Genomic DNA, 23,202 nt, shown 5'->3' with positions numbered 1-23,202 from the left:
TGAAAATACAACGGCCTCTGCGAAGGTGGTTCGCAGAGGCCGTTGTCGGTTTAGTGGCAGCGCTCTGCCGATCAGTTTCCGGCCGGATACGCCACTGGGGCGGTATGCGCCCTGTTCAGCAGGATGCCGACTTCGTCGAGCTCCTGCATCGGCACGTCGATGGTCTCGCCGTCCGGGATGTCGAGGCGGTATCCGACGTAACGCCGGGCCACGATTGCATCGAAGCCGAGGCGGTCGCGGAGCTTCTTGCGCAGTTTGCTGACGTGACTCTCGATCACGCTCTCGTCGAATGTCGCTTCGAAGATACCGTAGACCGCGTTGAAGATCTGCGTCTTGGTAACCCACTTGCCGTGGTTGCTGACCATATATTCGAGAATGCGCAGTTCGCGGCGGGGCAGGGTGAGGGCGTGGCCAGCGATCTCGGGGTCACGTCCGTTGAAGAAGACCTGGATCCTGGTCTCGCAGGGCCTCGGCAGTTCCCCGACCCGGCGACGCGCAATCGCGGCCGTTCGGGCGAGGATCTCGCGGAGGTGAATCGGCACGTGGACGACGTCATCGACGCCCGATTCGAAGAGCTCCAGCGTGTTCTTGAGCATCTTCTGGCCGCTCATGGCGATAATCGGTGCCGAGGAGCGCTTGCGCATTGCCCGCGGCAGGCTTCCGCGGGTGTCGCAATCCCCGAGGAGGAAGGCGTCCACCGCGGCCAGATCCGATTCACTCGCAGATTGCAGCCAGTCCCAGAATTCTCCGGAGGAGAAGCCGATCGACGATACACCTTCGCGAACGAGCCCTCCGACATAGCTGTTCGTGACGCTCTCGCGATCATCAACGATAATATACATCAGTTTTTCGCCCCTGTTTCGCACTTGTTTCGGCCGGTTGTTTGTTGTGATGCCCGGCTCGGCAACTGTGCTGTTTGACGATATTCCATCCCGCGAACCGTTATTATGGTTTCGATATTCGCGGGCAGCCCTACGCATTCAGTGCCTGCGTCTCGCAGGCCTGCTACTTCGACTCGATACTGAACGCTTACTGCGTGAGGCTCGGCGGGTGTCTTGCGGATCACCTCGCGGAGCGGATTGAGAAAGCGACCTAGAACAGTTGCGCCAAGTTGCTCATTGCGTCCGAACGCCACTGTACTGTGTCGATCTCCTCGCCAACTGGCGAGAATCACTTGAGTAGGACCGTAACAATTGCCGATTTCCGATCAAGCGTGCGCAACTAAGCGTTTGCTATAGGTGCTTGATACTCTTGATTCGTTTCGAGTTGTTTCTTTGTATATTCAATCGTATCAGTTGATTTAGAATTCGAACTAGTTTTGCACCGTGGCGGTTCTAAAGTTCCGCATCCCCGTATGATTACAGCCATTTCGCGTGGTGCTTCGCTTCAGGCACATTGATGGGTTTTCAACCCGGGATTGACTCTCGCTATCGCCTTTCCACATGCGACAATTCGACTCATGTATGGCGAGGCGACTCCAGCTTGGCGAAATCTTGGCGAGGGTGTGTCTTTCGAGTCGCACTCTCGCCACGTGCGTGACGCGTTTGACTCATGTGACGTCGCATCGCGCGGGATGAAAAGTTTTCGATGCGCACGTTTCAGGCAAGCTTCGGCAAATAATGTAACGTTCGAAAGATCGAACCGAACGGAGCATTCTCGCATGTTGTCCGATGGACCAGCTCGTCCCAACGCGACCGCCGATGTTTCCGCAGCGGCGAAACCTGCTGCGGAGACGCGCGATGCCAGAGACAATGCGGCACCGACGGTGATGCCCTCTGCAAATGCCAAGCCTTTTGCAAACACCAAGCCTGCTGCGAACACCAAGCCTGCGTCGGCAGCAGCGAGCGATGAGACTCTGGCGAAAGAGGCGCTCGAGGGCCTGAAGCGTATTCGCGCCAAGGCGCGCCTCGACAAGATGGCAATCCCCAAGCCTACGCCCACCGTGATCAAGCCGGCCGTGATCGTGGCCAAGCCGCCGCCGCCGCGTCCGACATGGGTCGTGCCGCTCGCGACATTGGCAGTCGCTGCGATCCTGGTCGTCTGCGCCTGCACCGGCGTGATCGCCTATTTCACCACGCAGCCCGCCCAGAGCAACGTCGCAGCCAATACTGAGATCAGGAATCTGCGCGAGACGGTGGCGCAACTGCGCAGGCAGGTGTCGGGCGTGTCCGACAATCTCGACGGCCTGCGCACCGCGGTCGATCAATCGAGCAAGGCGACCAATGACCGTTTTGGCCGTTTTGGCGAGAATCTGGATCGCATCGAACGGGTGAGCTCGTCCTCTACGGTGAAGCTCGACAAGCTTGCCCAGGTGCAGGCTCAAGTGCAGGCCCAGGCTCCGGCGCCCGTAGCCTCACAGCCAATGCCAATGATGGCCTCGGCCGCGACGCCCGAGATCACGGGATCGGTAGCACCGTCCGAGCGCATTTCGGCTCCGCGCAAGACGGTCAAGGGCTGGTCGGTCCGCCAGGCCTATGAAGGGATTGCGATCCTGCAAGGCCCGAACGGCGTCGTCGAGGCGGTGCTGGGACAGCAGGTGCCCGGCCTTGGCCGCATCGAGGAGATCAAAAACGAGAACGGACGCCTGGTGGTCGAGTCCAGCGGGGGCGTCATCTATTCGTCACGCAAGGCGACGCCCTGATCGAGGGCCGCCTTCTATTTGCGGTGATGCTCGAAGCTGGTGCATAGCAGATCGACCTCCGCCTCCGCGATCGGCGCCCGAAACAGGCGGCAGCTGAACTCGGCCGTCGTCCTGCTGTCCGTGGTGGTGCGATCTTCGCGGAGGAAGATGCATCGCTTGCAGACGTCGGTATGGTGCCGCTGTTCGGCTGCGTCCGACTGATCCAGCACGTGGCGGAGCGCGTCGCGGAAGCTGACTTTCGCCTCGTCCTCCAGCACGGTGATGGCCTCGACGAGGACGTTGACGGGGTCGCGCACCAGGAACTTCTTGCCCTGTTGTGTCACGCTCAGCATCACCGAACGCTTGTCCTGGGCCGAGCGCTTTCGCTCGAGATAGCCGAGCCGCTCCAGCTCGCCGATGATGAACGAGGCGGTGCCGCGGGTAGTGCCGACGTAACTCGCGAGCGCCGACGGCGTCCGGGAAAACCGGTTGGCGCGGGAAAGGAACCGCAGCGCCATCCACTCGCGGTCGCGCAAGCCGTGCTTGGCGCCTTCGAACCACAGGATCCGGGCGACCTGTTCCAGCAGTTCAATCGATTCGCGAGCCAAGTTCATTTCAATTCCAGGTCGGTAAATCTTAATTCAATTGAGCTTTGGTAGCGCAATCCGGGCAGCTGATAATGAGGATCCCGAAAGAGGTGGAACCTTCCGGTCGTGGAACTAGAGCGTAACGAAGAAAGTTCGAGTAAATCGCGCGGTTCAACTCTTCTGAAAATTTCCGTCAAATGACCGCGGTGTACGCGCCAATTCCGATGGCGCGGGATGTGCGTGCAACATGATGTGTCGTTGAGACCACCGCAAAGCCCATTTGTTGCGCGGGGCGCTTCGAATTGCGCGAGCAGGCGGATCGGCCGCAACTCGGGGAGCGGAAAAGAGGACGGGGGAACCACCGTTTTCGGTTAATGAATGTTGCGTCGCAATGCGGCCAGGCGGTTAAATCGAAATAGGATAGAGCCCGGGAATGCCAGAGTGTCGTCCGTCATCGAGCAAGTGAAGCCGTTCAGCGTCAAGCGCGCAGCATTGGCCGCCACAGTCGGCAACATGCTCGAATTCTACGACTTCATCACCTACAGCTTCTTCGCGATCCAGATCGGCCATACCTTCTTCCCGACGGGAAGCGAGTACGGCAGCCTGATGCTGTCGCTGGCGACCTTCGGCGCCGGCTTCGTGACGCGGCCGATCGGCGGAATCGTGCTCGGGATCTATTCCGACCGGATCGGCCGGCGGCCTGCCATGCTGCTGAGCTTCGCACTCATGGGGCTATCGATCCTGACCATCGCGCTCACGCCGGCCTATCAATCGATCGGCCTTGCAGCGCCCGTCATCGTGATCGCAGCGCGTATGGCGCAAGGCTTTGCTCTGGGCGGGGAGGTTGGACCGACCACCGCCTATCTGATCGAGATCGCCCCGCCTCAGCATCGCGCGCTGGTGGTGGCCTGGCAACCGGCGAGCCAGGAGATCGCCGCGACCGCGGGCGCGCTTGTCGGCGTCATCCTGAGCAGGACGATGGCGCCGGAGATGCTCGACGCCTATGGCTGGCGGGTGGCGTTTCTGATCGGAGCGGTGTGCCTGCCGTTCGGGTTCTGGATGCGCCGGACGCTGCCCGAGACGATCCCGCAGGCCGAAGCCGGTGCCCGCACTGTCGAGCACACAGGTCATCTCTCGCAGGCGAAACGGCACCTTGGCATCATTGGACTCGCGCTGATGATCCTGGCGAGCGGTACGATCTCGACCTACGTCACCCAATACATGACGACCTATGCGCAGAACACGCTGCATGTGTCGTCGACACTGGCTTTCACCGTGTCGCTGGTCAGCAACGGCATCCAGTTTGTCGGTGCGCTGGTCGGGGGCTGGCTGGCAGATCGTCTCGGTCGCAAGCCGGTGATGATCTGGCCGCAGCTCGCCACGCTGCTGCTGACCTACCCGACCTTCCTGTGGATTGTCCATGCGCCCGGCGCGTTGTCGCTCCTGGTCGGTTTCGGTGTCCTGTCCGTCATCGGCTCGCTGCCGTTCACTGCGTTCTACGCGACCTTCACCGAGGCACTGCCCCAGAACATCCGCGGCGGTGTATTCGCGACCGTCTATGCGGTCGCGATCGCCAGCTTCGGCGGCACGGCGCAGCTCGTGGTCACCTGGCTCCTCCACGTCACCGGCAATCCGCTGGCGCCGGCCTGGTACCTCCTGCTTGCAGCGATCGTTGGACTTATCGCGATGAGCCTCATGCCCGAGACTGCGCCGGTGAAACAACGTCAGAACAAGATCTGAAAACAAGGCTGAAGGCGGCGCACTCGCAGGCTGGTGATTTGCCTTTCGCCGGCAACTATGGCGAATGCGTCGCCTGAAGGATCAGGGGCACGCATCAGGAAGGACGAACCGATGAAGATCGAGACCACCATGACATCCGACGTCGTCGGGCTGACCAAGGTTGCCCCGGTCTCGCGCCGCGGATTCATGAGCGCGACCGCGGCGGTCGCGGCCGGCTACACGCTTGCGGCCGGGCCCGTGCGCGCCGAGGCGATCACGACCGACACCAGCGGCCTCCAGACCGGGGACGTCAAGATCAAGGTCGGCTCCGAGGAGATGCCTGCGTATTTCGCCCGCCCCGCCGGCAACACCAAGGCGCCGGTGATCATCGTGGCGATGGAGATTTTCGGGCTGCACGAATACATCAAGGACGTGACACGGCGCCTCGCCAAGCGCGGCGCGTTCGCGATCGCGCCGGACTATTATTTTCGGAAGGGCGTCGATTTGACCAAGGTCACCGAAATCAAGGACCTGCTGCCAATCGTCAATGCCAAGCCGGACGCGGAGCTGCTGTCCGATCTCGATGCGACGGTGGCGTGGGCGGGATCGCAAGGCGGCGACACCGGCAAGCTCGGCATCATCGGCTTCTGCCGCGGCGGGCGCACCGTCTGGGAATATGCCGCCCACAGCGGCAGCCTCAAGGCTGGTGTTGCGTTCTACGGCACCGTGGTCGATCCCGCCAATCCGCTGTGGCCGAAGAGCCCGATGCAGCTCGCGCCCGAGATGAAGGCACCGGTGCTCGGCCTCTATGGCGGCGCCGATACCGGCATTCCCGTCACTCAGGTCGAGCAGATGAAAGCCGCGCTCGAGCAGCACAAGAAGACGGCCGAGTTCAAGATCTATCCGGAAGCGCCGCACGGCTTTCATGCCGACTACCGCGGCAGCTACCGCAAGGACGCCGCAGAAGATGCCTGGAAGCAGGCCCAGGCCTGGTTCAAGAAGTATGGCGTGTTGAGCTGACGCTTGATCATGATCCTCCTTCCCCCGCTTGCCACAACGCATCCAGGGCCTGACGGTAGGTCGGATACGCAAGTGTGACGCCGAGCTCGCGCTCCAATTTCGCGTTGGAAACACGGGCGCTGCTGGCATAGAAGCTGCGGGCCATCGCCGACATCTCGGCGGTCTCGAACGGCTCTTCCGGCGGCGGCGTAACATTCATCAGCTTCGCCGCGTAAGCGATCACGTCCTGCGGCGGCGCCGGCTCGTCGTCGCAGACATTCCACGTACCGCCGCTCGGGTAATGAACCGCGGCCATGATCGCGCTCGCGATGTCGTCGACGTGGATGCGATTGAACACCTGTCCCGGCTTGATGATGCGCCGGGCCGTTCCAGCGCGGAGCGTCACCAGCGCGTTACGGCTGGGGCCATAGATACCCGCAAGCCGCAGGATCGCGGCGTTGCCACCGGTCGTGTCGGTCCAGGCCTGTTCCGCCGCGACCCGCATGCGCGTCCGGTCGAGGTCCGCCTTCGGCGGCGTGCTCTCGTCGACCCATCCACCGGCGTGGTCACCGTACACGCCGATCGTGGACAAATAGACGATCTTGCGGTTTCCGCCCGCCGCCAGCAGGCCGGAGAAGGCCGTGATTGCGGGATCGCCGCTGCCGCCGGGCGGGATCGATATGAGAAGGACATCCGCATCTCTCATGCGTTCGACTGTCTCGCGTGCCGGACTGCTGTCGGAGAAGGCGTGCACCTCGATGCCGGCGAGGTCGCCCCGCTGCGCGGGATCGCGCACCGTGCCGGCGATATGCGAGAAGCGGCCACCGAACAGGCGGACGAAGTGCCGGGCACTGTAGCCGAGACCAAGGATAAAGAGCCGCATACGTCTTCCTTGCAGGTCGGAGTTCCCGTTCGCGCGGCAGCGCGTTCTCCGCTCATAAGAGATTTTTGGGTCCAGCAAAAGATATTGCGATTTGTCCCGCCCGGCGGTGCAGGCGATGGTCGCCCGTCAGGAGGGACGCATCGATCATGCAGGCAGAAGCGCCAGCCATAATGCTATCTGACGCCGCTGAGCTGGTCTGCCGCGCCGCCGCGCTGATCTTCGACGTCGACGGCACCTTGGCCGAGACCGAGGAACTGCATCGGCGGGCCTTCAACCATGCCTTCGCCCGCCAGGGTCTCGACTGGCAGTGGGACCGGGCCGTCTACAAGGACCTGCTGCGGGTCACCGGCGGCAAGGAACGGATCCGGGCTCACCATGACAGGCTGAGGATCGCCGCGCCATTGTCCGATGTGGACATCGCGGAACTCCACCGCATCAAGACTGCGCATTATGCCGAACTGGTCGAGACCGGCTGCTGCCCCTTGCGGCCCGGAGTGATGGATCTGCTCGCTGCTGCCAAGGCGCGCGGCCAGCGGCTCGCGATCGCGACGACCACGTCGCACGCCAACATCGATGCGCTGCTGTCGCGGGCGCTGGGAAAGGGCTGGGCCGCGGATTTTGATGCGATCGTCGCCGGGGATGACGTGCGGCATAAAAAGCCTGCGCCGGATGTCTATGTCGAGATCCTGGCGCGGCTGAAGCTCAACGCGTCCGACTGCGTCGCGATCGAGGATTCCGCCAACGGCCTGATCGCGGCCTCAAGGGCGAATATTCCCGTGCTCATCACCAGGAGCATGTTCTTCCGGGACGACGATTTTAGCCAGGCGCGGGTCGTGCTGGATGATCTGTCCGGGTTAGGGTGAGGCGCAAAACAAAAACTGAAAAACAACCCCATGCACAGTAGAATGTGCCTGCGGGCCGGCCGCTCTCAATGGACGCGGTGGCTCGCTCTATCGTCCTCAGCTTGCTCGACAATCTGCGCGATCGGGCTCGACTGGTGGTGCACCAGGCGCCAGTCGTCGCCGACGCGCCGAAAATGGTTGGCCGCGGCCAATGCCGTGCCGTCGACGATCTCGATGCAGAGCACGCGCGCGCTGTCGCCATCGACGATGGCCTGCGGTTCCGCGCAGACGATCTGCGGCCGTTCCGGATTCTGCAGGATGTCGCGCCAGCTTCCGATGACCGTGGCCCGGCCGATGATGGCCGGCCAGCCGGGATGAATGCAGGAAATGGCGTCATCGTCCGCCCACATCCGCTCCATTTCGTCGAAATCGCCGCTCGAAAAGGCGGCGTAGAACGCTGCGTTCGCGGCGATCACCTTGCTGTCCTTTGCCATGCCTCTCGGGTGGGGCAATGACAGGCAAAAATCAAGCAAGACTTCCGTCGACTTTCCGTTCGATCTGGACCGCAACGCAGCATTGCTGCCCGTTTTGTGGTCACGCCGCGATCAGCGTCTCCACCGCACGCCGCGCGCCATCCTTGTAGAGTCGGCCGAGCGCCGCGGTCACGGCCTCGCGCAGGCGCGGTTCCGCGCCCAGCGGCCCGAACACTTTTCCGACGCCGAGCAGCGCGGGCGCCAATCGTTCGGCGAGGGGACCTGCCTCGCGCGCCAAGCCAGCGAACTCGGCGGCGAGCGGATCGCGCACGTCGATGGTGCGGCCTTTCTCGTCGAGGCCGGTGACATAGCGCATCCAGCCGGCCACCGCGAGGGCATGCGTCGCGATCGGAAGGTTGCTGGCGAGACGATCCTGCATCGCGCCAAGCAGCCGCTGCGGCAGCTTTTGCGAGCCGTCCATCGCGATCTGCCAGGTGCGGTGATGCAGTGCCGGATTGGCGAAGCGCTTGAGCAGCGAGGCGCGATAGGCGGCGAGATCGGTGCCCGCGGGCATCGTAAGCGTCACCGCGGCCTCTTCCATCACTTGCGCGGCGAGGCGCGCGAATTGCGGATCCTGCATGGTGTCGGCGATAGTCTCGTAGCCGGCGAGATAGCCGAGATAGGCCAGCGCCGAATGGCTGGCGTTGAGCAGACGCAGCTTCATCAGCTCGAACGGCTTGACGTCGTTCACCAGCTCGACACCCGCCGCGGCAAGATCGGGCCGGCCCGCTGAAAAACGGTCCTCGACCACCCATTGCGTGAACGGCTCGGTCATGACGGGCCATGCGTCACGCAAACCGAGCGCCGATGAAACCGCATCGCGGTCACCATCCGTCGTCTCCGGCACGATGCGGTCGACCATGGTCGAGGGGAAGGCCGCCGTATCCGCGATCCACTTGCCGAGATCCTTCGAGCGCAGCGCGGCGAATTGCGTCACGATCCGCTGCACGGTGTGGCCGTTGGCGGCGAGGTTGTCGCAGCTCAGCACGGTGAAGGGCGGGACGCCCAGGGCCCGTCGGCGCGCCAGCGCTGCGACGATGACGCCGGGAGCCGAGCGCGGCGCGTCGAAATTGTTGAGGTCGTGCACGACATCAGGATGCCGTTCGTCGAGATCGCCGGTCTGCGGCGTGTGGCAATAGCCCTTCTCGGTGACGGTGAGGGAGACGATGCGAATGGCGGGATCGGCCATTCGCTCGACCAATCGTGCCGGGCTCTCGCGCGCCACCACGCTGTCCAGTAGCGCACCGATGATGCGGTGTTTGGTGCCTTCGGCTGCACGGACGGCAACCGTGTAGAGATGATCCTGCGGGGCGAGGGCGTCGCGTGTGTCAGGGCTGCGCAGGCTGGCGCCGACGATGCCCCACGACGTCGCGCCGGCGGCAAGGCAATCGTCGATGACGACGGCCTGGTGGGCGCGATGAAACGCGCCAAGGCCGAGATGCACGATGCCGGGCGTGACGCGCGAACGGTCGTAGGCCGGGCGGCGGATGCCTGGTGGCAGCCGGTCGAGATTGGCGCGGCCAAGGCGCGTTGGATCAAGGCGCATGGTCGTCTCTCCCCTTGTTTGGCCGCTGCTTGACATGGCGCCCGTCCTCGGTCAATGCTGCGGTCAATTGGTAAGACCAATTTTCCAAAATTGGCGGGCCACGGGCAGCGAGAGCTGCCGGCATGACCCTTTCGGGAGGACCAGCGTGCCGCTGGAAGCTGTGGAGGCGAGACGGCTTTATCGCCAGGTCGCCGATCAATTGCGAAGCTTGATCGACAGCGGCGAGTACGCGGTCGGCAGCCGCTTGCCGACCGAGCGCGAACTCGCCGAGCAGCTCAAGATATCCAGGCCGACGGTGCGCGAAGCCCTGATCGCGCTCGAAGTCGAAGGCCGCCTCCGCATCCGCGTCGGTTCCGGCATCTATGTGATCGAGCCCGCGGCGGTTGCGGCGACCGCGCCTGCTTCCGTCATCGAGGGCCCGTTCGAGCTGTTGCGTGCCCGCGAGTTCCTGGAAAGTGCCATCGCCGAAGAAGCCGCGCGCGTGGCGACGAAGGATGACGTTGCCCGCATCGATGCGTCCCTTGTCGCGATGGAGAGCGTCGAACACCCTGGCGAAGCCTCGATGGTCCACGACCGCGCCTTCCACGTCGCGATCGCCGGAAGCCTCGGCAATGCCGTTCTGGTGCGTGTGGTCGGCGAGTTGTTCGACCAGCGCCTCAACCCCTATTTCGCGCAGCTTGCGCATTATTTCGAGAGCCCGGGCACGTGGCGCACCGCGCTCGACGAGCATCGCGCGGTGCGCGACGCGATCGCCGCGCATGATCCCCGGGCGGCGCGCGAAGCCATGCGCGATCATCTCGCACGATCCCAGGAGCGCTTTGCGCAGAATTTTGGCCCCGAGACCGCGGCAGGATCGTCTTCGGCACGCGGCCGATCGGCAGGCTCGCCGGTAACGCCGGCAAAACCGGAGCGAGCGCTGAAGAAGCGGTCCAAAAGCGGCAGCGCGCGGCGGCGATGAGATTGGGCGGCCCGCGTCCACTTCAGGCGGGCGAACAAGAAGCAGACTTGAAAAAATGGAGGAAAAGTCAGTGTTGAAAAAGATGACAATGGTGCTGGCGGTCTCGGCCGCGGCGATGTTTGCTACGACCAATGCCGGCATGGCGCAGACCAAGCTGAAATGGGCCCATGTCTACGAGACCTCGGAGCCCTTCCACACCGCCTCAGTGTGGGCCGCGCAGGAGATCGGCAAGCGCACCAACGGGCGCTATGCGATCGACGTCTATCCGGCCTCGCAGCTCGGCAAGGAAGCCGACATCAACCAGGGCCTCTCGCTCGGCTCGGTCGACATCATCATCTCCGGCTCGAGCTTCGCGGCCAAGAGCTTTCCGCCGATCGGCGTGACCTACTATCCCTACACCTTCCGTGATGCCGATCATCTGCTCGCCTACACCAAGAGCGACATCTTCAAGGAGCTCACCAAGGGTTATGAGGACAAGAGCGGACACCACATCGTCGCCGTGACCTATTACGGGGTGCGCCAGACCTCGTCGAACAAGCCGATCAAGACCTGCGCCGACCTCAAGGGTCTGAAGATGCGCGTGCCCGACGTTCCCGCCTATCTGGCGATGCCGCGCGCCTGCGGCGCCAACACCGCGCCGATCGCGTTCGCCGAGGTCTATCTCGCGCTCCAGAACGGCACCGTCGAGGCCCAGGAGAACCCGCTCACCACGATCGAAGCCAAGAAGTTCTACGAGGTGCAGAAGCACATCGTGCTGACCGGCCACATCGTCGACCATCTCAACACGGTGGTAGCGGGCGCGCTCTGGAAGAAGCTCAGCGACGAGGACAAGAAGATATTCACCGACGTCGCGCAGGAAGCCGCCGCCAAGGCGACCGCGGAGATCAAGCAGAACGAGGCCAAGCTGGTCGCCTTCTTCAAGGAGAAGGGCCTGACCGTCACCGAGGTCGACAAGAACGAGTTCCGCGACACAGTGCTGAAGAACGTCGCGTTCGAGACGTTTGGCTATCGCAAGGCTGACTGGGAACGGATTCAGGCGGTGAAGTAACGGACGCTTGCTGCGCTATCAATCCTCATGGTGAGGAGCGCGAAGCGCGTCTCGAACCACGAAGGCCCCGGTGTCGCCGGGGGCCATCCTTCGAGACGCTTGCTTCGCAAGCTCCTCAGGATGAGGAGCGGAGCAAGTTCGACGCAGTCAAACTAACTTGTCATTCCGGGTTCTACGCTCAAGCGTTGCCCCGGAATGACGCCCGCTACTTCCTAGGAGTAACCCATGTCCACCGCCGAAACGCACCGGCAGATCACCGCGGACGAGATCGCCCACACCTTCGAGGAAGAGGCGGCACCCAAGGTCGATCTCGGAATCTACGCTTTCGAGGACTGGGTCGCGCTGGCGATCTTCTGGGTGATGGCGCTCGCCGTCTTCCTCCAGTTCTTCACCCGCTACGTGCTCAACGACAGCTACGCCTGGACCGAGGAGATCGCGACCTACTGCCTGATCGGCGTGGTCTTCATCGGCTCCTCGATGTGCGTGCGGCTGTCCCGGCACATCCAGGTCGACCTGCTCTATCGCTATCTGCCGCACCTCGTGGCCCGCGCGTTGTCGACGGTGATCGACCTGATCCGGATCGTCTTCTTCGGCTACGCCATCAAGCTGGTCTGGGTCTACATCCAGATCATCGGCGACGAATCCATGACCACGATCAATCTTCCCAAGGACTACGTCTACTATTCGGTGCTGCTCGGCTTCGTGCTGATGTTCGTGCGCTCTCTGCAGGTGGCGGTGCAACATTTGCGACAGGGTTATTCGATCCTCGAACGTCCCGGCGCCTACGACGGTTTTGAAGGGTAATTTCATGCTGCTGTTGCTTGGAGGCTTTCTCGTCCTGATGCTGCTCGGTGTTCCCGTGGCCATCGCGATGGCCGCGTCGTCGCTGCTCTACATCCTGGTCAGCGGGGTAACTCCCGACGTCACGCTGGCGCAGCGCATGATCGCCGGGGTGGAGAGCTTTCCGCTGCTCGCCGTGCCGTTCTTCATCCTGGCCGGCAATCTCATGAACATCGCGGGCGTCACCGGGCGCATCTACAAATTCGCCGTCGCGCTGGTCGGCTGGATGCGCGGCGGCCTCGGCCACGTCAACATCATCGGCTCGGTGATCTTCTCCGGCATGTCGGGCACCGCGATCGCGGATGCCGCCGGTCTCGGCACCATCGAGATCAAGGCGATGAAGGACCACGGCTACTCCACGGAATTCTCCGTGGGCGTCACCGCGGCGTCCGCCACGCTCGGGCCGATCATCCCGCCCTCGCTGCCTTTCGTGATCTACGGCATGATGGCCAACGTCTCGATCGGCGCGCTGTTTCTGGGGGGCGTCATTCCAGGCGTCGTCCTGACGCTACTGATGATGGCCACCGTCACCTACTTCGCGCACAAGAACAAATGGGGCAGCGATACGCCGTTCTCCTGGCCGCAATTGGGATCGGCGGGGCTCGAGATCCTCGTCGTACTGAGCTTCCCGATGGCTGTCTGGCTTCTGACGGTCGCCGGTCTCTCAACCAATTGGGCAGTTGGGCTTGGCCTGGTCGTGCTGCTCGCGATGGACTGGTACTTCGACTTCTCTGCGGTGATGGCGCTGATGGCGCCGGTGATCCTGATCGGAGGCATGACGCTCGGCTGGTTCACCCCGACGGAAGCCGCCGTCGCCGCCGTGATCTGGTCGCTGTTCCTCGGCCTGGTGCGCTACCGCACCATGACGATGAAAACGGTCGCGAAGGCGACTTTCGACACCATCGAGACCACGGCTTCGGTGCTGTTCATCGTCACGGCAGCCTCGATCTTCGCCTGGCTGCTGACGGTGTCGCAGGCAGCCCAACTGCTGTCGGACTGGATGCTCAGCATCACCCACAACAAATGGGTGTTCCTGGCGCTCGCCAACGTCCTGATCCTGTTCGTCGGCTGCTTCATCGACACCACGGCGGCGATCACCATCCTGGTGCCGATCCTGTTGCCGATCGTGCTCAAGCTCGGCATCGACCCGATCCATTTCGGTCTGATCATGACGCTGAACTTGATGATCGGCCTGTTGCATCCGCCGCTCGGCATGGTCTTGTTCGTGCTCGCGCGCGTCGCAAAGCTGTCGGTCGAGCGCACGACGGTGGCGATCCTGCCCTGGCTGGTGCCATTGATGCTCGCACTGATCGCGATCACCTACATCCCCGAATTGACCCTCTGGCTGCCGAAATACATGGGACTTTCCAAATGACATCCACAGCTCTCGCCGCAACCCTGTTTGGCCCCGAAGATCTGCGCATGGTCGAGCATCCGCTCGACAAGCTCGCGGAAGGCATGGTCCGCCTCCGTTTCGGCGCCGGCGGCATCTGCGGCTCGGACATGCATTATTTCCGTCATGCCCGCACCGGCGATTTCGTGGTGAAATCGCCGCTGGTGCTCGGCCACGAAATTTCGGGCGAGGTCGTGGAGATCGCGGGATCCGCGGCGAACCTGAAGGTCGGCGACCGCGTTGCCGTCAACCCATCGCGCTGGTGCGGCCGTTGCGTCGCTTGCCGCCAAGGCCGGCAAAACCTCTGCGAAAATATCTACTTCATGGGCTCGGCCTCGAAGACGCCGCACATGCAGGGCGGCTTTGCCAATTATTTCGACGCGATCCCGGCGCAGTGCGTGAAGATCCCCGATCATGTGTCCTATCAGGCCGCGGCGCTCGCCGAGCCGCTCGCAGTCTGCCTGCACGCCGTCGCGCGTGCCGGCAACATCGAAGGCAAGCGCGGCATCGTTTTTGGTGCCGGTCCGATCGGGCTTCTGACCATGCTCGCTGCGCACCGCGCCGGCATGACCGACATCACGGTGGCCGACATCGCGCCGGCGCCGCTGGCCTTTGCGACCCGGCTCGGCGCCTCACACGTCGAGAATGTCGCAGCCGGCGAGGAAGGCCTGAAGGCGCAGGCCGCCTCGCGCCCCTACGATGTCGCGTTCGAAGTCTCGGGCACGGCTGCAGGCCTTGCCAGTGCGATCGGTATAATCAGGCGCGGCGGCATTCTGGTGCAGATCGGCAATCTGCCGGGCGGCCAGATTCCGGTGCCGGCCAATGCGGTGATGGCCAAGGAGATCGACCTGCGCGGCTCGTTCCGTTTCGGGCTCGAGTTCATGACGGCGGTGGAGCTGATTGCGGACGGCAGCGTGGACGTGCTGTCGCTGGTCACCGCCGAGCGGCCGCTGTCCACCGCGCCGGACGCGCTGCGGCTGGCGCTCGACCGCTCGCGGAGCGTCAAGGTCGTGCTGACCGCGAACTGATCGGAGAGAATTCCTATGATGCTCGAGGGATGGCGCTGGTACGGGCCGGATGATCCCGTGTCGCTGGATGATGTGAGGCAGGCCGGCGCGACCGATATCGTCTCGGCACTGCATCAGGTGCCGATCGGCGAAGCCTGGACACGCAAGGCGGTCGAGGAGCGCAAGAACTTCATCGAGAACGGCCAACCCGGCCGTTCGCAGCTGACATGGTCGGTGGTGGAATCGATTCCGATCCCCGACGACGTCAAGCGTCTCGGGGCCAAGGCGACGCGCTCGATCGAGACGTGGATCGCGAGCCTGGAGGCGGTTGCCGCTTCCGGCATCAAGATCATCTGCTACAACTTCATGCCCGTCGTGGACTGGTGCCGCACCGATCTCGAATGGGAGCTGCCGAACGGCGCCCGTGCCATGCGCTTCGACCAGGACCGTTTTGCCGCCTTCGAGCTGCACATTCTGAAGCGCCCCGCCGCCGTCCAGGAGTATTCGCCGGAGCAGCAGGCTCGCGCGAAAAAGCTGTTCGACCAGATGAGCCAGGCCGATATCGACTATCTCGTCATGGTCATCGCCAGCGCGCTGCCGGGCTCGACTACCGAGCCAATGACCATCCCGCAATTCCGCGCCCGGCTCGAAACATATCGCGACGTCACACCAAAAATCCTGCGGCAGCATCTCGCCGAGTTTTTGGGCCGCGTCACACCCGTCGCCGAGCAGCTCGGGGTCTCATTGACACTGCATCCGGACGACCCGCCGCGCCCGCTGTTCGGCCTGCCGCGCGTCGCCTCCAGCGCCGATGACTATCAGGCGTTGTTCGATGCCGTGCCGTCAAAGGCGAATGGTATCTGCCTGTGCACGGGGTCGCTGGGCGTGCGCGCCGAGAACAACCTGCCCGCGATGGCCGAACGCTTCGGTCCGCGCATTGCCTTTGCGCATCTGCGCGCGACCAAGCGCGAGGTCGACGGCCTGTCGTTCTACGAGTCCGATCATCTCGACGGTGACGTCGACATGGTCGCGGTGCTGAAGGCGCTGCTGAAGGAGAACACGCGGCGTTCGCCCGACCGGCAGATCGTGTTCCGGCCGGATCACGGCCACCGCATGCTCGACGATCTCGCGGCGACCAAGCGCACCAATCCGGGCTACACCGCCATCGGCCGCCTCCGCGGCCTCGCCGAGCTCCGTGGCGCGATCCGCGCGATCGAGCATCGGTAGCTCGCCGCCATCGCGCCGAGCTTCGGATAGAGCCGGTCGATCGCGGCGCGGCGCTCCGCGTCGTCGCGAATGGGCTGCAGTGCAACCAGCAGGGGCGGGCATGACGCCTGCGCAGGGTGCGAGAAGCCTTTCGATCTTGCGCGCCCTGTCGGCCTGTCCTACGCCAGCTCCGAGCAAAATTTTCGCGAAGCTGCGAAATGCATCGCCAAAGCCTTGAGGAGCCGTCATGACCATTCGCAACACCCGCACCGGGGGCCAGATCCTGATCGATCAGCTGGTCGCGCAAGGCGTCGAGCGCGTCACCTGCGTACCGGGCGAGAGCTACCTTGCGGCGCTCGATGCGCTGCACGACAGCCCGATCGACGTCATGATCTGCCGTGCCGAGGGCGGTGCGGCGATGATGGCGGAGGCCTATGGCAAGCTCACGGGCCGCCCCGGAATCTGCTTCGTCACCCGCGGCCCCGGCGCCACCAATGCGAGCCACGGCGTCCACATCGCGATGCAGGATTCCACGCCGATGATCCTGTTCGTGGGTCAGGTCGACACCGGCATACGCGAGCGCGAGGCGTTCCAGGAGCTCGACTACAAGGCGGTGTTCGGCACCATGGCGAAATGGGCGGTCGAGATCGATCGTCCCGACCGCATTCCCGAGCTGGTCGCGCGCGCCTTCCGCGTCGCCATGCAGGGCCGGCCCGGTCCCGTCGTGATCTCGCTGCCGGAGAACATGCTGACCGAGACCGCGGCCGTCGCCGACGCGACGCGAATCGAGCCGGCGGTGAGCTGGCCCGCGCCTGCCGATATCGAGCGCGTTGGCGCCATGCTTGCAAGCGCCAAGGCGCCGCTTGTCATCCTCGGCGGCTCGCGGTGGACCGATGAGGCGACCAGGAGCATCGCGCGCTTTGCCGAGCGCTTCGACCTGCCGGTCGCGACCTCGTTCCGCCGCGCGTCGCTGATCGACGCCGATCATTCGCATTATGCCGGCGATCTCGGCATCGGGCCGAGCCCGGGCCTGAAGGCGCGCATCGACAACGCCGACGTCGCTCTCCTCATCGGCGGCCGCATGTCGGAGATGCCGTCCTCATCCTACACGCTGCTCGACATTCCGACCCCGCGGCAGAAGCTGATCCACGTTCATCCCGGCTCGGAAGAGCTAGGCCGCATCTATCAGCCTGAGCTCGCGATCCAGGCCACGCCCGCCGCGTTCGCGGCCGCGGTCGAGACGCTGAAGCCGGCAGGCGCCGTTGCCTGGAAGGGCGAAGCCGCCAAGGCACATGCCGATTACCTCGCATGGACCGACAAGGCACGCGAGTTGCCGGGCACGTTCCAGTATGGCCAGGTGATGACCTGGCTGCGCGATCGCCTGCCCAAGGACGCGATCGTCTGCAACGGCGCCGGCAACTATGCCGGCTGGATCCATCGCCATCACCGCTTCCACAGCTTTGCTTCACAGCTTGCGCCGACGTCGGGCTCGATGGGCTATGGCGTGCCGGCCGCGGTGCTCGCCAAGCGACAATATCCGGACCGTACCGTAATAGCCTTCGCCGGCGACGGCTGCTTCCTGATGAACGGGCAGGAATTCGCGACCGCCGTGCAGTATGACGCAGCCCTCGTCGTCATCGTCGTCGACAATGCGCAATACGGTACCATTCGCATGCACCAGGAGCGCGACTATCCCGGACGCGTGGTCGGCACCCAGCTCAAGAACCCGGATTTCGCGATGTACGCAAAAGCGTTCGGCGGCCATGGCGAGCGTGTCGAGCGCACCGAAGAGTTCGCGCCGGCGTTCGAGCGTGCGCTCGCCTCGGGCAAGCCGTCGATCCTCCACTGCATCATCGATCCGCGGGCGATGTCGGTCGGCAAGGACTTTGCCCCTGCGGTGAAGGCTTAGGCGATGTCGCAAAGCCGCCACGTCGCCATCATCGGTGCCGGCGCGGTCGGCGTGATCAGCGCGATCGAGGCGCTGCGCGAGGGCCATCGCGTCACGCTGATCGATCCGGGCGAGCCCGGTGGCGAACAGGCGGCGAGCTACGGCAATGCCGGGTGGCTCTCCTCGCATTCGGTGATCCCGCCGGCCGAGCCCGGCGTTTGGAAGAAGGTGCCTGGCTATCTGATGGATCCGCTCGGACCGCTCGCGATCCGCTGGTCTTATCTGCCGAAGGCGCTGCCCTGGTTGATCAAATATCTGCTCTCGGGCTGGACCGAGGCGCGGGTCGAGACGACGGCCTTTGCGCTGCGCGACCTCCTGAAGGACGCGCCGCTGTTGCACAGGAAGCTCGCGGAGGAGGCGGGCGTCCCTGAATTGATCGAGCGTAATGGCGTGATGCATGTCTTCCCGTCACGCGGCAATTTCGACAATGATCTCGGCTGGCGCGTGCGCAAGCGCGTCGGTGTCGAATGGCTGGAGCTTTCGCCCGACGAGATGCGTCAGCGCGAGCCCGATCTGCATCCGCGCTACACTTTTGGCGTGGTGGTGGAGGAAGCCGGGCGCTGCCGCGACCCCGGTGCCTATGTCGCGGCCCTCGCGCAACATGCGCTGGCAAGCGGCGCCGAGCTCGTGCGGGCCAAGGCAATTGGGCTGAAGCTTTCCGGCAACAAGCTCGTGGCTGTTCGGACCGAGACCGGCGAGATTGCCTGCGAAGCCGCGGTGATTGCCGCCGGCGCGCATTCGAAGCGGCTCACGGCGTCCATCGGCGATCCGCTGCCGCTGGAGACCGAGCGCGGCTATCACGTCATGATCGAGAATCCGGAATCGGGGCCACGCAGCTCGATGATGGCCTCGGATGCGAAGATGGTGGTGAACTGGACCGACAAGGGTTTGCGCGCCGCCGGCACGGTCGAGATCGCAGGCCTCGCGGCCGAACCGAACTGGAAGCGCGCCGAGATTTTGCGCAACTACCTCTTCAGCATGTTCCCGAAACTGCCGACGGACATTCCGGCTTCGCGTATCAAGACCTGGTTTGGCCATCGGCCCAGCATGCCGGACGGACGTCCCTGCATCGGCTACGCGCGGGCATCGCGCGACATCGTCTATGCCTTCGGCCACGGCCATATCGGCCTCGTCGGTTCGGCCCGCACCGGCCGTCTCGTCGCCCAGCTTCTGAGCGGCAAGCCGCCGGAAATTCCGCTCGCACCGTTTTCGCCCGATCGTTTTCTCTGAGATCGCATCATGACCGCTCCAGCCAGCTCGTCCCCCCGAATCGCCCGCGGCGGCAAAGCCATTTATGGGGCGCCGCTCGGCATCTTGATGCTGGAGGCGCGCTTTCCCCGCATTCCCGGCGACATGGGCAACGGCACCACCTGGCCTTTCCCCGTGCTCTATCGCGTGGTGGGTGGGGCTTCGCCGGAGAAGGTGGTGCTGAAGGGTGCGGCCGGTCTGCTGCCTGACTTCATCGATGCGGCAAAGGATCTGGTGCGGCTCGGGGCCGAAGCCATCACCACCAATTGCGGCTTCCTCTCACTGTTCCAGAAGGAGATCGCAGCCGCGGTCGGCGTTCCCGTCGCAACCTCGTCACTGATGCAGGTGCCGTGGGTGCAGGCGACCTTGCCGCCCGGCAAGCGCGTCGGCCTTGTCACCGTGTCGGGCTCGACCTTGACGCCGGCCCATCTCGAAGGCGCCGGCGTGCCGCTCGACGCGCCGCTGGTCGGCACCGAGAACGGCAAGGAGTTCTTCCGCGTCCTGATCAAAGCCGAGAAGGACGACATGGATATCGCGCAGGCGGAACGTGACGTGGTCGAGGCCGGCAAGGAGCTGGTCGCCAGGAACCCGGATGTCGGCGCGATCGTGCTCGAATGCACCAACATGCCGCCTTATGCAGCGGCGCTTCAGGCCGAGGTCGGATTGCCCGTCTATGACATCTATTCCATGATTACGTGGTTTCATGCCGGACTGCGCCCGCGTCAGTTTGGCTAGAGGTCGAGAAGTTGTCTATGGGCTCCTCTTCCTTCTCCCCTTGTGGGAGAAGGTGGCGCGCAGCGCCGGATGAGGGGTATCTCTCCGCGCATACAGATGCGGATGAGTGCACGGAGAGATACCCCTCACCCAAATGAGTTTGTATCTATCAGCGGTGATGCCCTCTCCCGCAAGGGGAGAGGGCGCAGCCATGCGCATCGTGCGCTGTGCCACCGGCAGCGGAAGAGCAGCTATACAATCCCTCGATACCTGATTGCGCCGGACGGTCAGAGCTTTCGGGCCTGAACATCGCTAGAATGCCGCTCGAATCCACGGAGACAAGCGGTGCACAGCCTTCAATCCAATCCCGACACGCGCGCAGACGATTGGCCGTCCGAGCTCTACCGCATCCTGAAAGTCGCGGACGTGCGGCAGATGTCCTACGTCCCCGATGCCGGCCACAGCCAGCTCATCCGCCTGTTCTCGGCCGACCGCGACGTCACCACCAACGTGCTGACGACGGAAGAGGAGGGCATTGCCATCGCCGCGGGCGCCTGGCTCGGCGGCCAACGTAGCGTGCTCTTGATGCAGTCGAGCGGGGTCGGCAATTGCATCAACATGCTGTCGCTGTCGGCGATCGGACGATTTCCACTGCTGATGCTGGTGACGATGCGTGGCGAATGGGCCGAGTTCAATCCCTGGCAGGTGCCGATGAGCCGGGCGACGCAGCCCTCGCTGGAGGCGATCGGCCTGAAGGTGATGCGGGCGGAAACGGCGGAGGATCTGGTCGAGACGGTGGAATCGGCCGCAGCGCTCGCCTACGATTCCGATCAGCAGATCGCGGTGCTGATCGGGCAACGTCTGATCGGCAAGAAGAAGTGGTGATGCCAATGCAAGCTCAACTCGATCGCCGCGCCGCCGTTGCCGCGCTCTTGAAAAATCGCAAGGACACGCTGGTCGTGTCCGGCCTCGGCTCGCCGACCTATGACCTTCATTCGGTCGGCGACCACGACGGCAATTTCTATCTCTGGGGCGCCATGGGCGGCGCCGCGCTGATCGGGCTTGGCCTCGCGCAGGCCCAGCCGGGAAAGCGCGTCCTCGCCTTGACCGGGGATGGCGAGCAGTTGATGGGCCTCGGCGGCATCGCCACCATCGGCGTCGCACGCCCGCGCAATCTCGACATCGTCGTGATCGACAATCAGCATTTTGGCGAGACCGGAATGCAGGCGAGCCACACCGGGCGCGGCGTCGATCTCACCGCAATCGCCGTGGCTTGCGGCTTTGCCGCGAGCGGAACCGTGCGGACGATCGAGGAGGTGCAGCGCCTCGCAACTGAAATCGCCGGGCCGGCCGATGGCCCGCGACTCTTCGTGATCAAGGTTCTGGCCGAAAATCCGCCGCGCTCGCTGCCCTCGCGCGATGCTGTCTTTATCAAGAACCGGTTCCGTGCTCATCTCGGCTTCGCGGCGGCCTGAGCCGGGTTTCTCACCCGGCGACAGTCTGCTGTCGAAGCAGCTACTCTGGAGTGAGACCATGAAACTATCCGGCAAGGTCGCCGCCATCACCGGCGCGGCGCGCGGTATCGGCAAGGCTTGCGCGAAACGATTCCTGGACGACGGCGTCAAAGTCGTCATCTCCGACGTCGATGCCGAGGGCTTGGCCGCGACGGCTGCCGAGCTAGGACGGCCGGAGGCCTTGCGCACTGTCGTCGGCAATGTCGCCAAGTGCGCCGATGTCGACCAGCTCGTCGCAACCGCCGTGAAGGACTTCGGCCGACTCGACATCATGGTCAACAATGCCGGGGTCGCTCGCAACCGGGACCTCCTGGAGATTTCGGAAGAAGAGTTCGACGAGATCATCGGCATCAATCTGAAGGGCGCGTTCTTCGGCGTGCAGGCGGCGGCGAAGCAGATGATCGCGCAAGGTAGCGGCGGCGGGGTCATCATCAACATGTCGTCGGTGAACGCGCTGCTGGCGATCCCGGCGCTTGCGACCTACGCCATGTCCAAGGGCGGCATGAAGCAGCTCACATCAGTGGCCGCCGTCGCGCTCGCTCCGCACAACATTCGCGTGGTGGCCGTCGGACCGGGCACGATCCTGACCGATATGGTGGCGTCGTCCATCTACACCTCGGAGGACGCCCGCAAGACCGTGATGTCACGCACGCCGGCCGGCCGTGGCGGCGAGCCGAGCGAAGTTGCCTCTGTCGTCGCGTTTCTTGCGAGTGACGATGCCTCCTACATCACGGGGCAGACGATCTACCCGGATGGTGGGCGGTTGATCCTGAATTACACGGTGCCGGTGAAGTAGATCACTCCGCCGCAGCCGTCATCCCGTGGCCCAGCCGTTTCGAAATGCCGCCGGCGCAGTCGCGTAGCGCGTGGGCGATGGCGCTGTCCCAGCGGGCATCGAACGTGCCTTCCGGCCCCATCGCGGTGATCACCAGCGCGACATGGCCGGAATGGTCGAACACCGGTGCGGAGAATGCGTTGACGCCGGGCAGGGGGTCGCCCAGCGCGCGGGCGAGGCCGTGCTTGCGGACCTCGGTGAGCATGTCGGCGAGCTTCGCGCCTTTCATGGTGCGCTTCGGATTGTAGCCGACGCCGTGACGATCGAGGCCGCTTTCGAGTGCGGCGTTGATCGTCTTCTCCGGCAGGAAGGCCGCAAAGGCGCGGCCCGTGGCCGTCTCCAGCAGCGCCATCACCGAACCGGCCCGCATCACGATGTGCACCGGCTGGCCGGGTTCTTCGAGCTGCACCACGGTCGGGCCGTGCGTGCCCCAGACCGCGAGCGAGACCGCGTGTCCGATCTGGCTCGCAAGCGCGGCGATCTTCGGTCCGGCGATACGCACGCCGGAGAGGCGGCGCAGGCTGATCAGGCCGAGCTCCAGCGCGAGTGCGCCGATCTCGTAGCGGCCGGTGGTCTCGTCCTGCTCGATCAGGCCGATGCGGGAGAAGCTGGCGAGATAGGGATGCGCCTTGGCCGGCGTCATGCCGGCCTCGCGCGCGAGATCGCGCAGCATCATCGGCTCGCCGCTGCGGGCGAGGGCGCGGAGCAATTCGCCGCCGACCTCGATCGACTGAATGCCGCGGCTTTCTCTCTTCATGCGCC

The 23,202-nt window shown here is 64.2% G+C and carries 22 protein-coding genes; 16 read left to right on the top strand and 6 right to left on the bottom strand.

All coding sequences use genetic code 11. From position 1 onward, the window contains the following. Positions 1 to 71 precede the first annotated feature (71 nt). Positions 72 to 842 carry a response regulator transcription factor gene (locus tag AC0L21_RS20530; RefSeq protein WP_473263728.1) on the bottom strand — a complete coding sequence of 257 codons (771 nt, stop codon included), beginning with the start codon at positions 840 to 842 and terminating at the stop codon, positions 72 to 74. Positions 843 to 1,660: 818 nt separating this feature from the next. Here AC0L21_RS20530 and AC0L21_RS20525 point away from each other — a divergent pair. Beyond that, complete coding sequence (locus AC0L21_RS20525; protein ID WP_473263650.1) at positions 1,661 to 2,641, top strand: hypothetical protein; 981 nt, start codon at positions 1,661 to 1,663, stop codon at positions 2,639 to 2,641. A gap of 14 nt (positions 2,642 to 2,655) precedes the next feature. On the opposite strand, the gene AC0L21_RS20520 is transcribed toward AC0L21_RS20525, so the two are convergent. Next, positions 2,656 to 3,234 (bottom strand): MarR family winged helix-turn-helix transcriptional regulator, encoded by a 579-nt coding sequence (locus AC0L21_RS20520; protein ID WP_473263649.1) that lies wholly within the window; start codon positions 3,232 to 3,234, stop codon positions 2,656 to 2,658. A gap of 486 nt (positions 3,235 to 3,720) precedes the next feature. Here AC0L21_RS20520 and AC0L21_RS20515 point away from each other — a divergent pair, with 486 nt between their 5' ends. Next, on the top strand, positions 3,721 to 4,947 hold the full coding sequence (locus AC0L21_RS20515) for an MFS transporter (protein WP_473263727.1): 1,227 nt from the start codon (positions 3,721 to 3,723) through the stop codon (positions 4,945 to 4,947). 111 nt (positions 4,948 to 5,058) lie between these two features. After that, on the top strand, positions 5,059 to 5,946 hold the full coding sequence (locus tag AC0L21_RS20510) for a dienelactone hydrolase family protein (protein WP_473263648.1): 888 nt from the start codon (positions 5,059 to 5,061) through the stop codon (positions 5,944 to 5,946). Positions 5,947 to 5,953: 7 nt separating this feature from the next. On the opposite strand, the gene AC0L21_RS20505 is transcribed toward AC0L21_RS20510, so the two are convergent. Next, positions 5,954 to 6,808 (bottom strand): SDR family oxidoreductase, encoded by an 855-nt coding sequence (locus AC0L21_RS20505; RefSeq protein WP_473263647.1) that lies wholly within the window; start codon positions 6,806 to 6,808, stop codon positions 5,954 to 5,956. A gap of 146 nt (positions 6,809 to 6,954) precedes the next feature. Here AC0L21_RS20505 and AC0L21_RS20500 point away from each other — a divergent pair, with 146 nt between their 5' ends. Next, positions 6,955 to 7,671, top strand: a complete 717-nt coding sequence (locus AC0L21_RS20500; protein ID WP_473263645.1) for an HAD family hydrolase — start codon at positions 6,955 to 6,957, stop codon at positions 7,669 to 7,671. Between the two features lie 65 nt (positions 7,672 to 7,736). On the opposite strand, the gene AC0L21_RS20495 is transcribed toward AC0L21_RS20500, so the two are convergent. Continuing rightward, on the bottom strand, positions 7,737 to 8,144 hold the full coding sequence (locus AC0L21_RS20495) for a nuclear transport factor 2 family protein (RefSeq protein ID WP_473263644.1): 408 nt from the start codon (positions 8,142 to 8,144) through the stop codon (positions 7,737 to 7,739). A 100-nt stretch (positions 8,145 to 8,244) separates the two neighbouring features. Continuing rightward, positions 8,245 to 9,729 (bottom strand): mannitol dehydrogenase family protein, encoded by a 1,485-nt coding sequence (locus tag AC0L21_RS20490; protein WP_473263643.1) that lies wholly within the window; start codon positions 9,727 to 9,729, stop codon positions 8,245 to 8,247. A 145-nt stretch (positions 9,730 to 9,874) separates the two neighbouring features. On the opposite strand from AC0L21_RS20490, the gene AC0L21_RS20485 reads away from it, so the two are divergent. The 12 genes from AC0L21_RS20485 (at position 9,875) to AC0L21_RS20430 (ending at position 22,401) form a co-directional block, all read left to right on the top strand. Then, positions 9,875 to 10,687 (top strand): FadR/GntR family transcriptional regulator, encoded by an 813-nt coding sequence (locus AC0L21_RS20485; protein ID WP_473263642.1) that lies wholly within the window; start codon positions 9,875 to 9,877, stop codon positions 10,685 to 10,687. Positions 10,688 to 10,775: 88 nt separating this feature from the next. Continuing rightward, positions 10,776 to 11,735: a sialic acid TRAP transporter substrate-binding protein SiaP gene (locus tag AC0L21_RS20480; RefSeq protein WP_473263725.1), complete on the top strand. Its 960-nt coding sequence runs from the start codon at positions 10,776 to 10,778 to the stop codon at positions 11,733 to 11,735. 225 nt (positions 11,736 to 11,960) lie between these two features. Beyond that, a complete protein-coding gene (locus tag AC0L21_RS20475; protein WP_473263640.1) occupies positions 11,961 to 12,539 on the top strand; it encodes a TRAP transporter small permease in 579 nt (192 codons plus the stop codon). 4 nt (positions 12,540 to 12,543) lie between these two features. Then, positions 12,544 to 13,950 carry a TRAP transporter large permease gene (locus AC0L21_RS20470; RefSeq protein ID WP_007613897.1) on the top strand — a complete coding sequence of 469 codons (1,407 nt, stop codon included), beginning with the start codon at positions 12,544 to 12,546 and terminating at the stop codon, positions 13,948 to 13,950. Next, positions 13,947 to 14,996 (top strand): L-idonate 5-dehydrogenase, encoded by a 1,050-nt coding sequence (locus tag AC0L21_RS20465; protein ID WP_473263639.1) that lies wholly within the window; start codon positions 13,947 to 13,949, stop codon positions 14,994 to 14,996. The genes AC0L21_RS20470 and AC0L21_RS20465 overlap by 4 nt, the downstream gene beginning before the upstream one ends. A gap of 15 nt (positions 14,997 to 15,011) precedes the next feature. Continuing rightward, on the top strand, positions 15,012 to 16,202 hold the full coding sequence (gene uxuA / locus AC0L21_RS20460; RefSeq protein WP_473263638.1) for a mannonate dehydratase: 1,191 nt from the start codon (positions 15,012 to 15,014) through the stop codon (positions 16,200 to 16,202). Positions 16,203 to 16,428: 226 nt separating this feature from the next. Further along, positions 16,429 to 18,090, top strand: a complete 1,662-nt coding sequence (locus tag AC0L21_RS20455) for a thiamine pyrophosphate-binding protein (RefSeq protein ID WP_473263637.1) — start codon at positions 16,429 to 16,431, stop codon at positions 18,088 to 18,090. Between the two features lie 3 nt (positions 18,091 to 18,093). Next, positions 18,094 to 19,359 carry an NAD(P)/FAD-dependent oxidoreductase gene (locus tag AC0L21_RS20450; protein WP_473263636.1) on the top strand — a complete coding sequence of 422 codons (1,266 nt, stop codon included), beginning with the start codon at positions 18,094 to 18,096 and terminating at the stop codon, positions 19,357 to 19,359. A gap of 9 nt (positions 19,360 to 19,368) precedes the next feature. Continuing rightward, positions 19,369 to 20,112 (top strand): aspartate/glutamate racemase family protein, encoded by a 744-nt coding sequence (locus AC0L21_RS20445; protein WP_473263634.1) that lies wholly within the window; start codon positions 19,369 to 19,371, stop codon positions 20,110 to 20,112. A gap of 324 nt (positions 20,113 to 20,436) precedes the next feature. Continuing rightward, entirely contained in the window at positions 20,437 to 20,976 is a 540-nt protein-coding gene (locus AC0L21_RS20440) for a phosphonopyruvate decarboxylase (RefSeq protein ID WP_473263632.1), read from the top strand. After that, positions 20,976 to 21,566 carry a thiamine pyrophosphate-dependent enzyme gene (locus tag AC0L21_RS20435; protein WP_473263630.1) on the top strand — a complete coding sequence of 197 codons (591 nt, stop codon included), beginning with the start codon at positions 20,976 to 20,978 and terminating at the stop codon, positions 21,564 to 21,566. The genes AC0L21_RS20440 and AC0L21_RS20435 overlap by 1 nt, the downstream gene beginning before the upstream one ends. Before the next feature lie 58 nt (positions 21,567 to 21,624). Continuing rightward, positions 21,625 to 22,401, top strand: coding sequence for an SDR family NAD(P)-dependent oxidoreductase (locus AC0L21_RS20430; protein WP_473263629.1), 777 nt, complete (start codon positions 21,625 to 21,627; stop codon positions 22,399 to 22,401). A 1-nt stretch (position 22,402) separates the two neighbouring features. Here AC0L21_RS20430 and AC0L21_RS20425 read toward each other — a convergent pair whose 3' ends face one another. Then, on the bottom strand, positions 22,403 to 23,197 hold the full coding sequence (locus tag AC0L21_RS20425; protein ID WP_473263627.1) for an IclR family transcriptional regulator: 795 nt from the start codon (positions 23,195 to 23,197) through the stop codon (positions 22,403 to 22,405). Between the last annotated feature and the right edge of the window lie 5 nt (positions 23,198 to 23,202).

This window comes from Bradyrhizobium sp. WSM4873 (assembly GCF_055811355.1).
This window is presented reverse-complemented; position numbering and strand designations above follow the sequence as displayed.

Excerpts from the sequence above, each read along its gene's own strand:
- AC0L21_RS20530 (WP_473263728.1), bottom strand. The coding sequence starts at position 842 with ATGTATATTATCGTTGATGATCGCGAGAGCGTCACGAACAGCTATGTC.
- AC0L21_RS20525 (WP_473263650.1), top strand. The coding sequence starts at position 1,661 with ATGTTGTCCGATGGACCAGCTCGTCCCAACGCGACCGCCGATGTTTCC.
- AC0L21_RS20520 (WP_473263649.1), bottom strand. The coding sequence starts at position 3,234 with ATGAACTTGGCTCGCGAATCGATTGAACTGCTGGAACAGGTCGCCCGG.
- AC0L21_RS20515 (WP_473263727.1), top strand. The coding sequence starts at position 3,721 with ATGCTCGAATTCTACGACTTCATCACCTACAGCTTCTTCGCGATCCAG.
- AC0L21_RS20510 (WP_473263648.1), top strand. The coding sequence starts at position 5,059 with ATGAAGATCGAGACCACCATGACATCCGACGTCGTCGGGCTGACCAAG.
- AC0L21_RS20505 (WP_473263647.1), bottom strand. The coding sequence starts at position 6,808 with ATGCGGCTCTTTATCCTTGGTCTCGGCTACAGTGCCCGGCACTTCGTC.
- AC0L21_RS20500 (WP_473263645.1), top strand. The coding sequence starts at position 6,955 with ATGCAGGCAGAAGCGCCAGCCATAATGCTATCTGACGCCGCTGAGCTG.
- AC0L21_RS20495 (WP_473263644.1), bottom strand. The coding sequence starts at position 8,144 with ATGGCAAAGGACAGCAAGGTGATCGCCGCGAACGCAGCGTTCTACGCC.
- AC0L21_RS20490 (WP_473263643.1), bottom strand. The coding sequence starts at position 9,729 with ATGCGCCTTGATCCAACGCGCCTTGGCCGCGCCAATCTCGACCGGCTG.
- AC0L21_RS20480 (WP_473263725.1), top strand. The coding sequence starts at position 10,776 with ATGGTGCTGGCGGTCTCGGCCGCGGCGATGTTTGCTACGACCAATGCC.
- AC0L21_RS20475 (WP_473263640.1), top strand. The coding sequence starts at position 11,961 with ATGTCCACCGCCGAAACGCACCGGCAGATCACCGCGGACGAGATCGCC.
- AC0L21_RS20470 (WP_007613897.1), top strand. The coding sequence starts at position 12,544 with ATGCTGCTGTTGCTTGGAGGCTTTCTCGTCCTGATGCTGCTCGGTGTT.
- AC0L21_RS20465 (WP_473263639.1), top strand. The coding sequence starts at position 13,947 with ATGACATCCACAGCTCTCGCCGCAACCCTGTTTGGCCCCGAAGATCTG.
- uxuA (WP_473263638.1), top strand. The coding sequence starts at position 15,012 with ATGATGCTCGAGGGATGGCGCTGGTACGGGCCGGATGATCCCGTGTCG.
- AC0L21_RS20455 (WP_473263637.1), top strand. The coding sequence starts at position 16,429 with ATGACCATTCGCAACACCCGCACCGGGGGCCAGATCCTGATCGATCAG.
- AC0L21_RS20450 (WP_473263636.1), top strand. The coding sequence starts at position 18,094 with ATGTCGCAAAGCCGCCACGTCGCCATCATCGGTGCCGGCGCGGTCGGC.
- AC0L21_RS20445 (WP_473263634.1), top strand. The coding sequence starts at position 19,369 with ATGACCGCTCCAGCCAGCTCGTCCCCCCGAATCGCCCGCGGCGGCAAA.
- AC0L21_RS20435 (WP_473263630.1), top strand. The coding sequence starts at position 20,976 with ATGCCAATGCAAGCTCAACTCGATCGCCGCGCCGCCGTTGCCGCGCTC.
- AC0L21_RS20430 (WP_473263629.1), top strand. The coding sequence starts at position 21,625 with ATGAAACTATCCGGCAAGGTCGCCGCCATCACCGGCGCGGCGCGCGGT.
- AC0L21_RS20425 (WP_473263627.1), bottom strand. The coding sequence starts at position 23,197 with ATGAAGAGAGAAAGCCGCGGCATTCAGTCGATCGAGGTCGGCGGCGAA.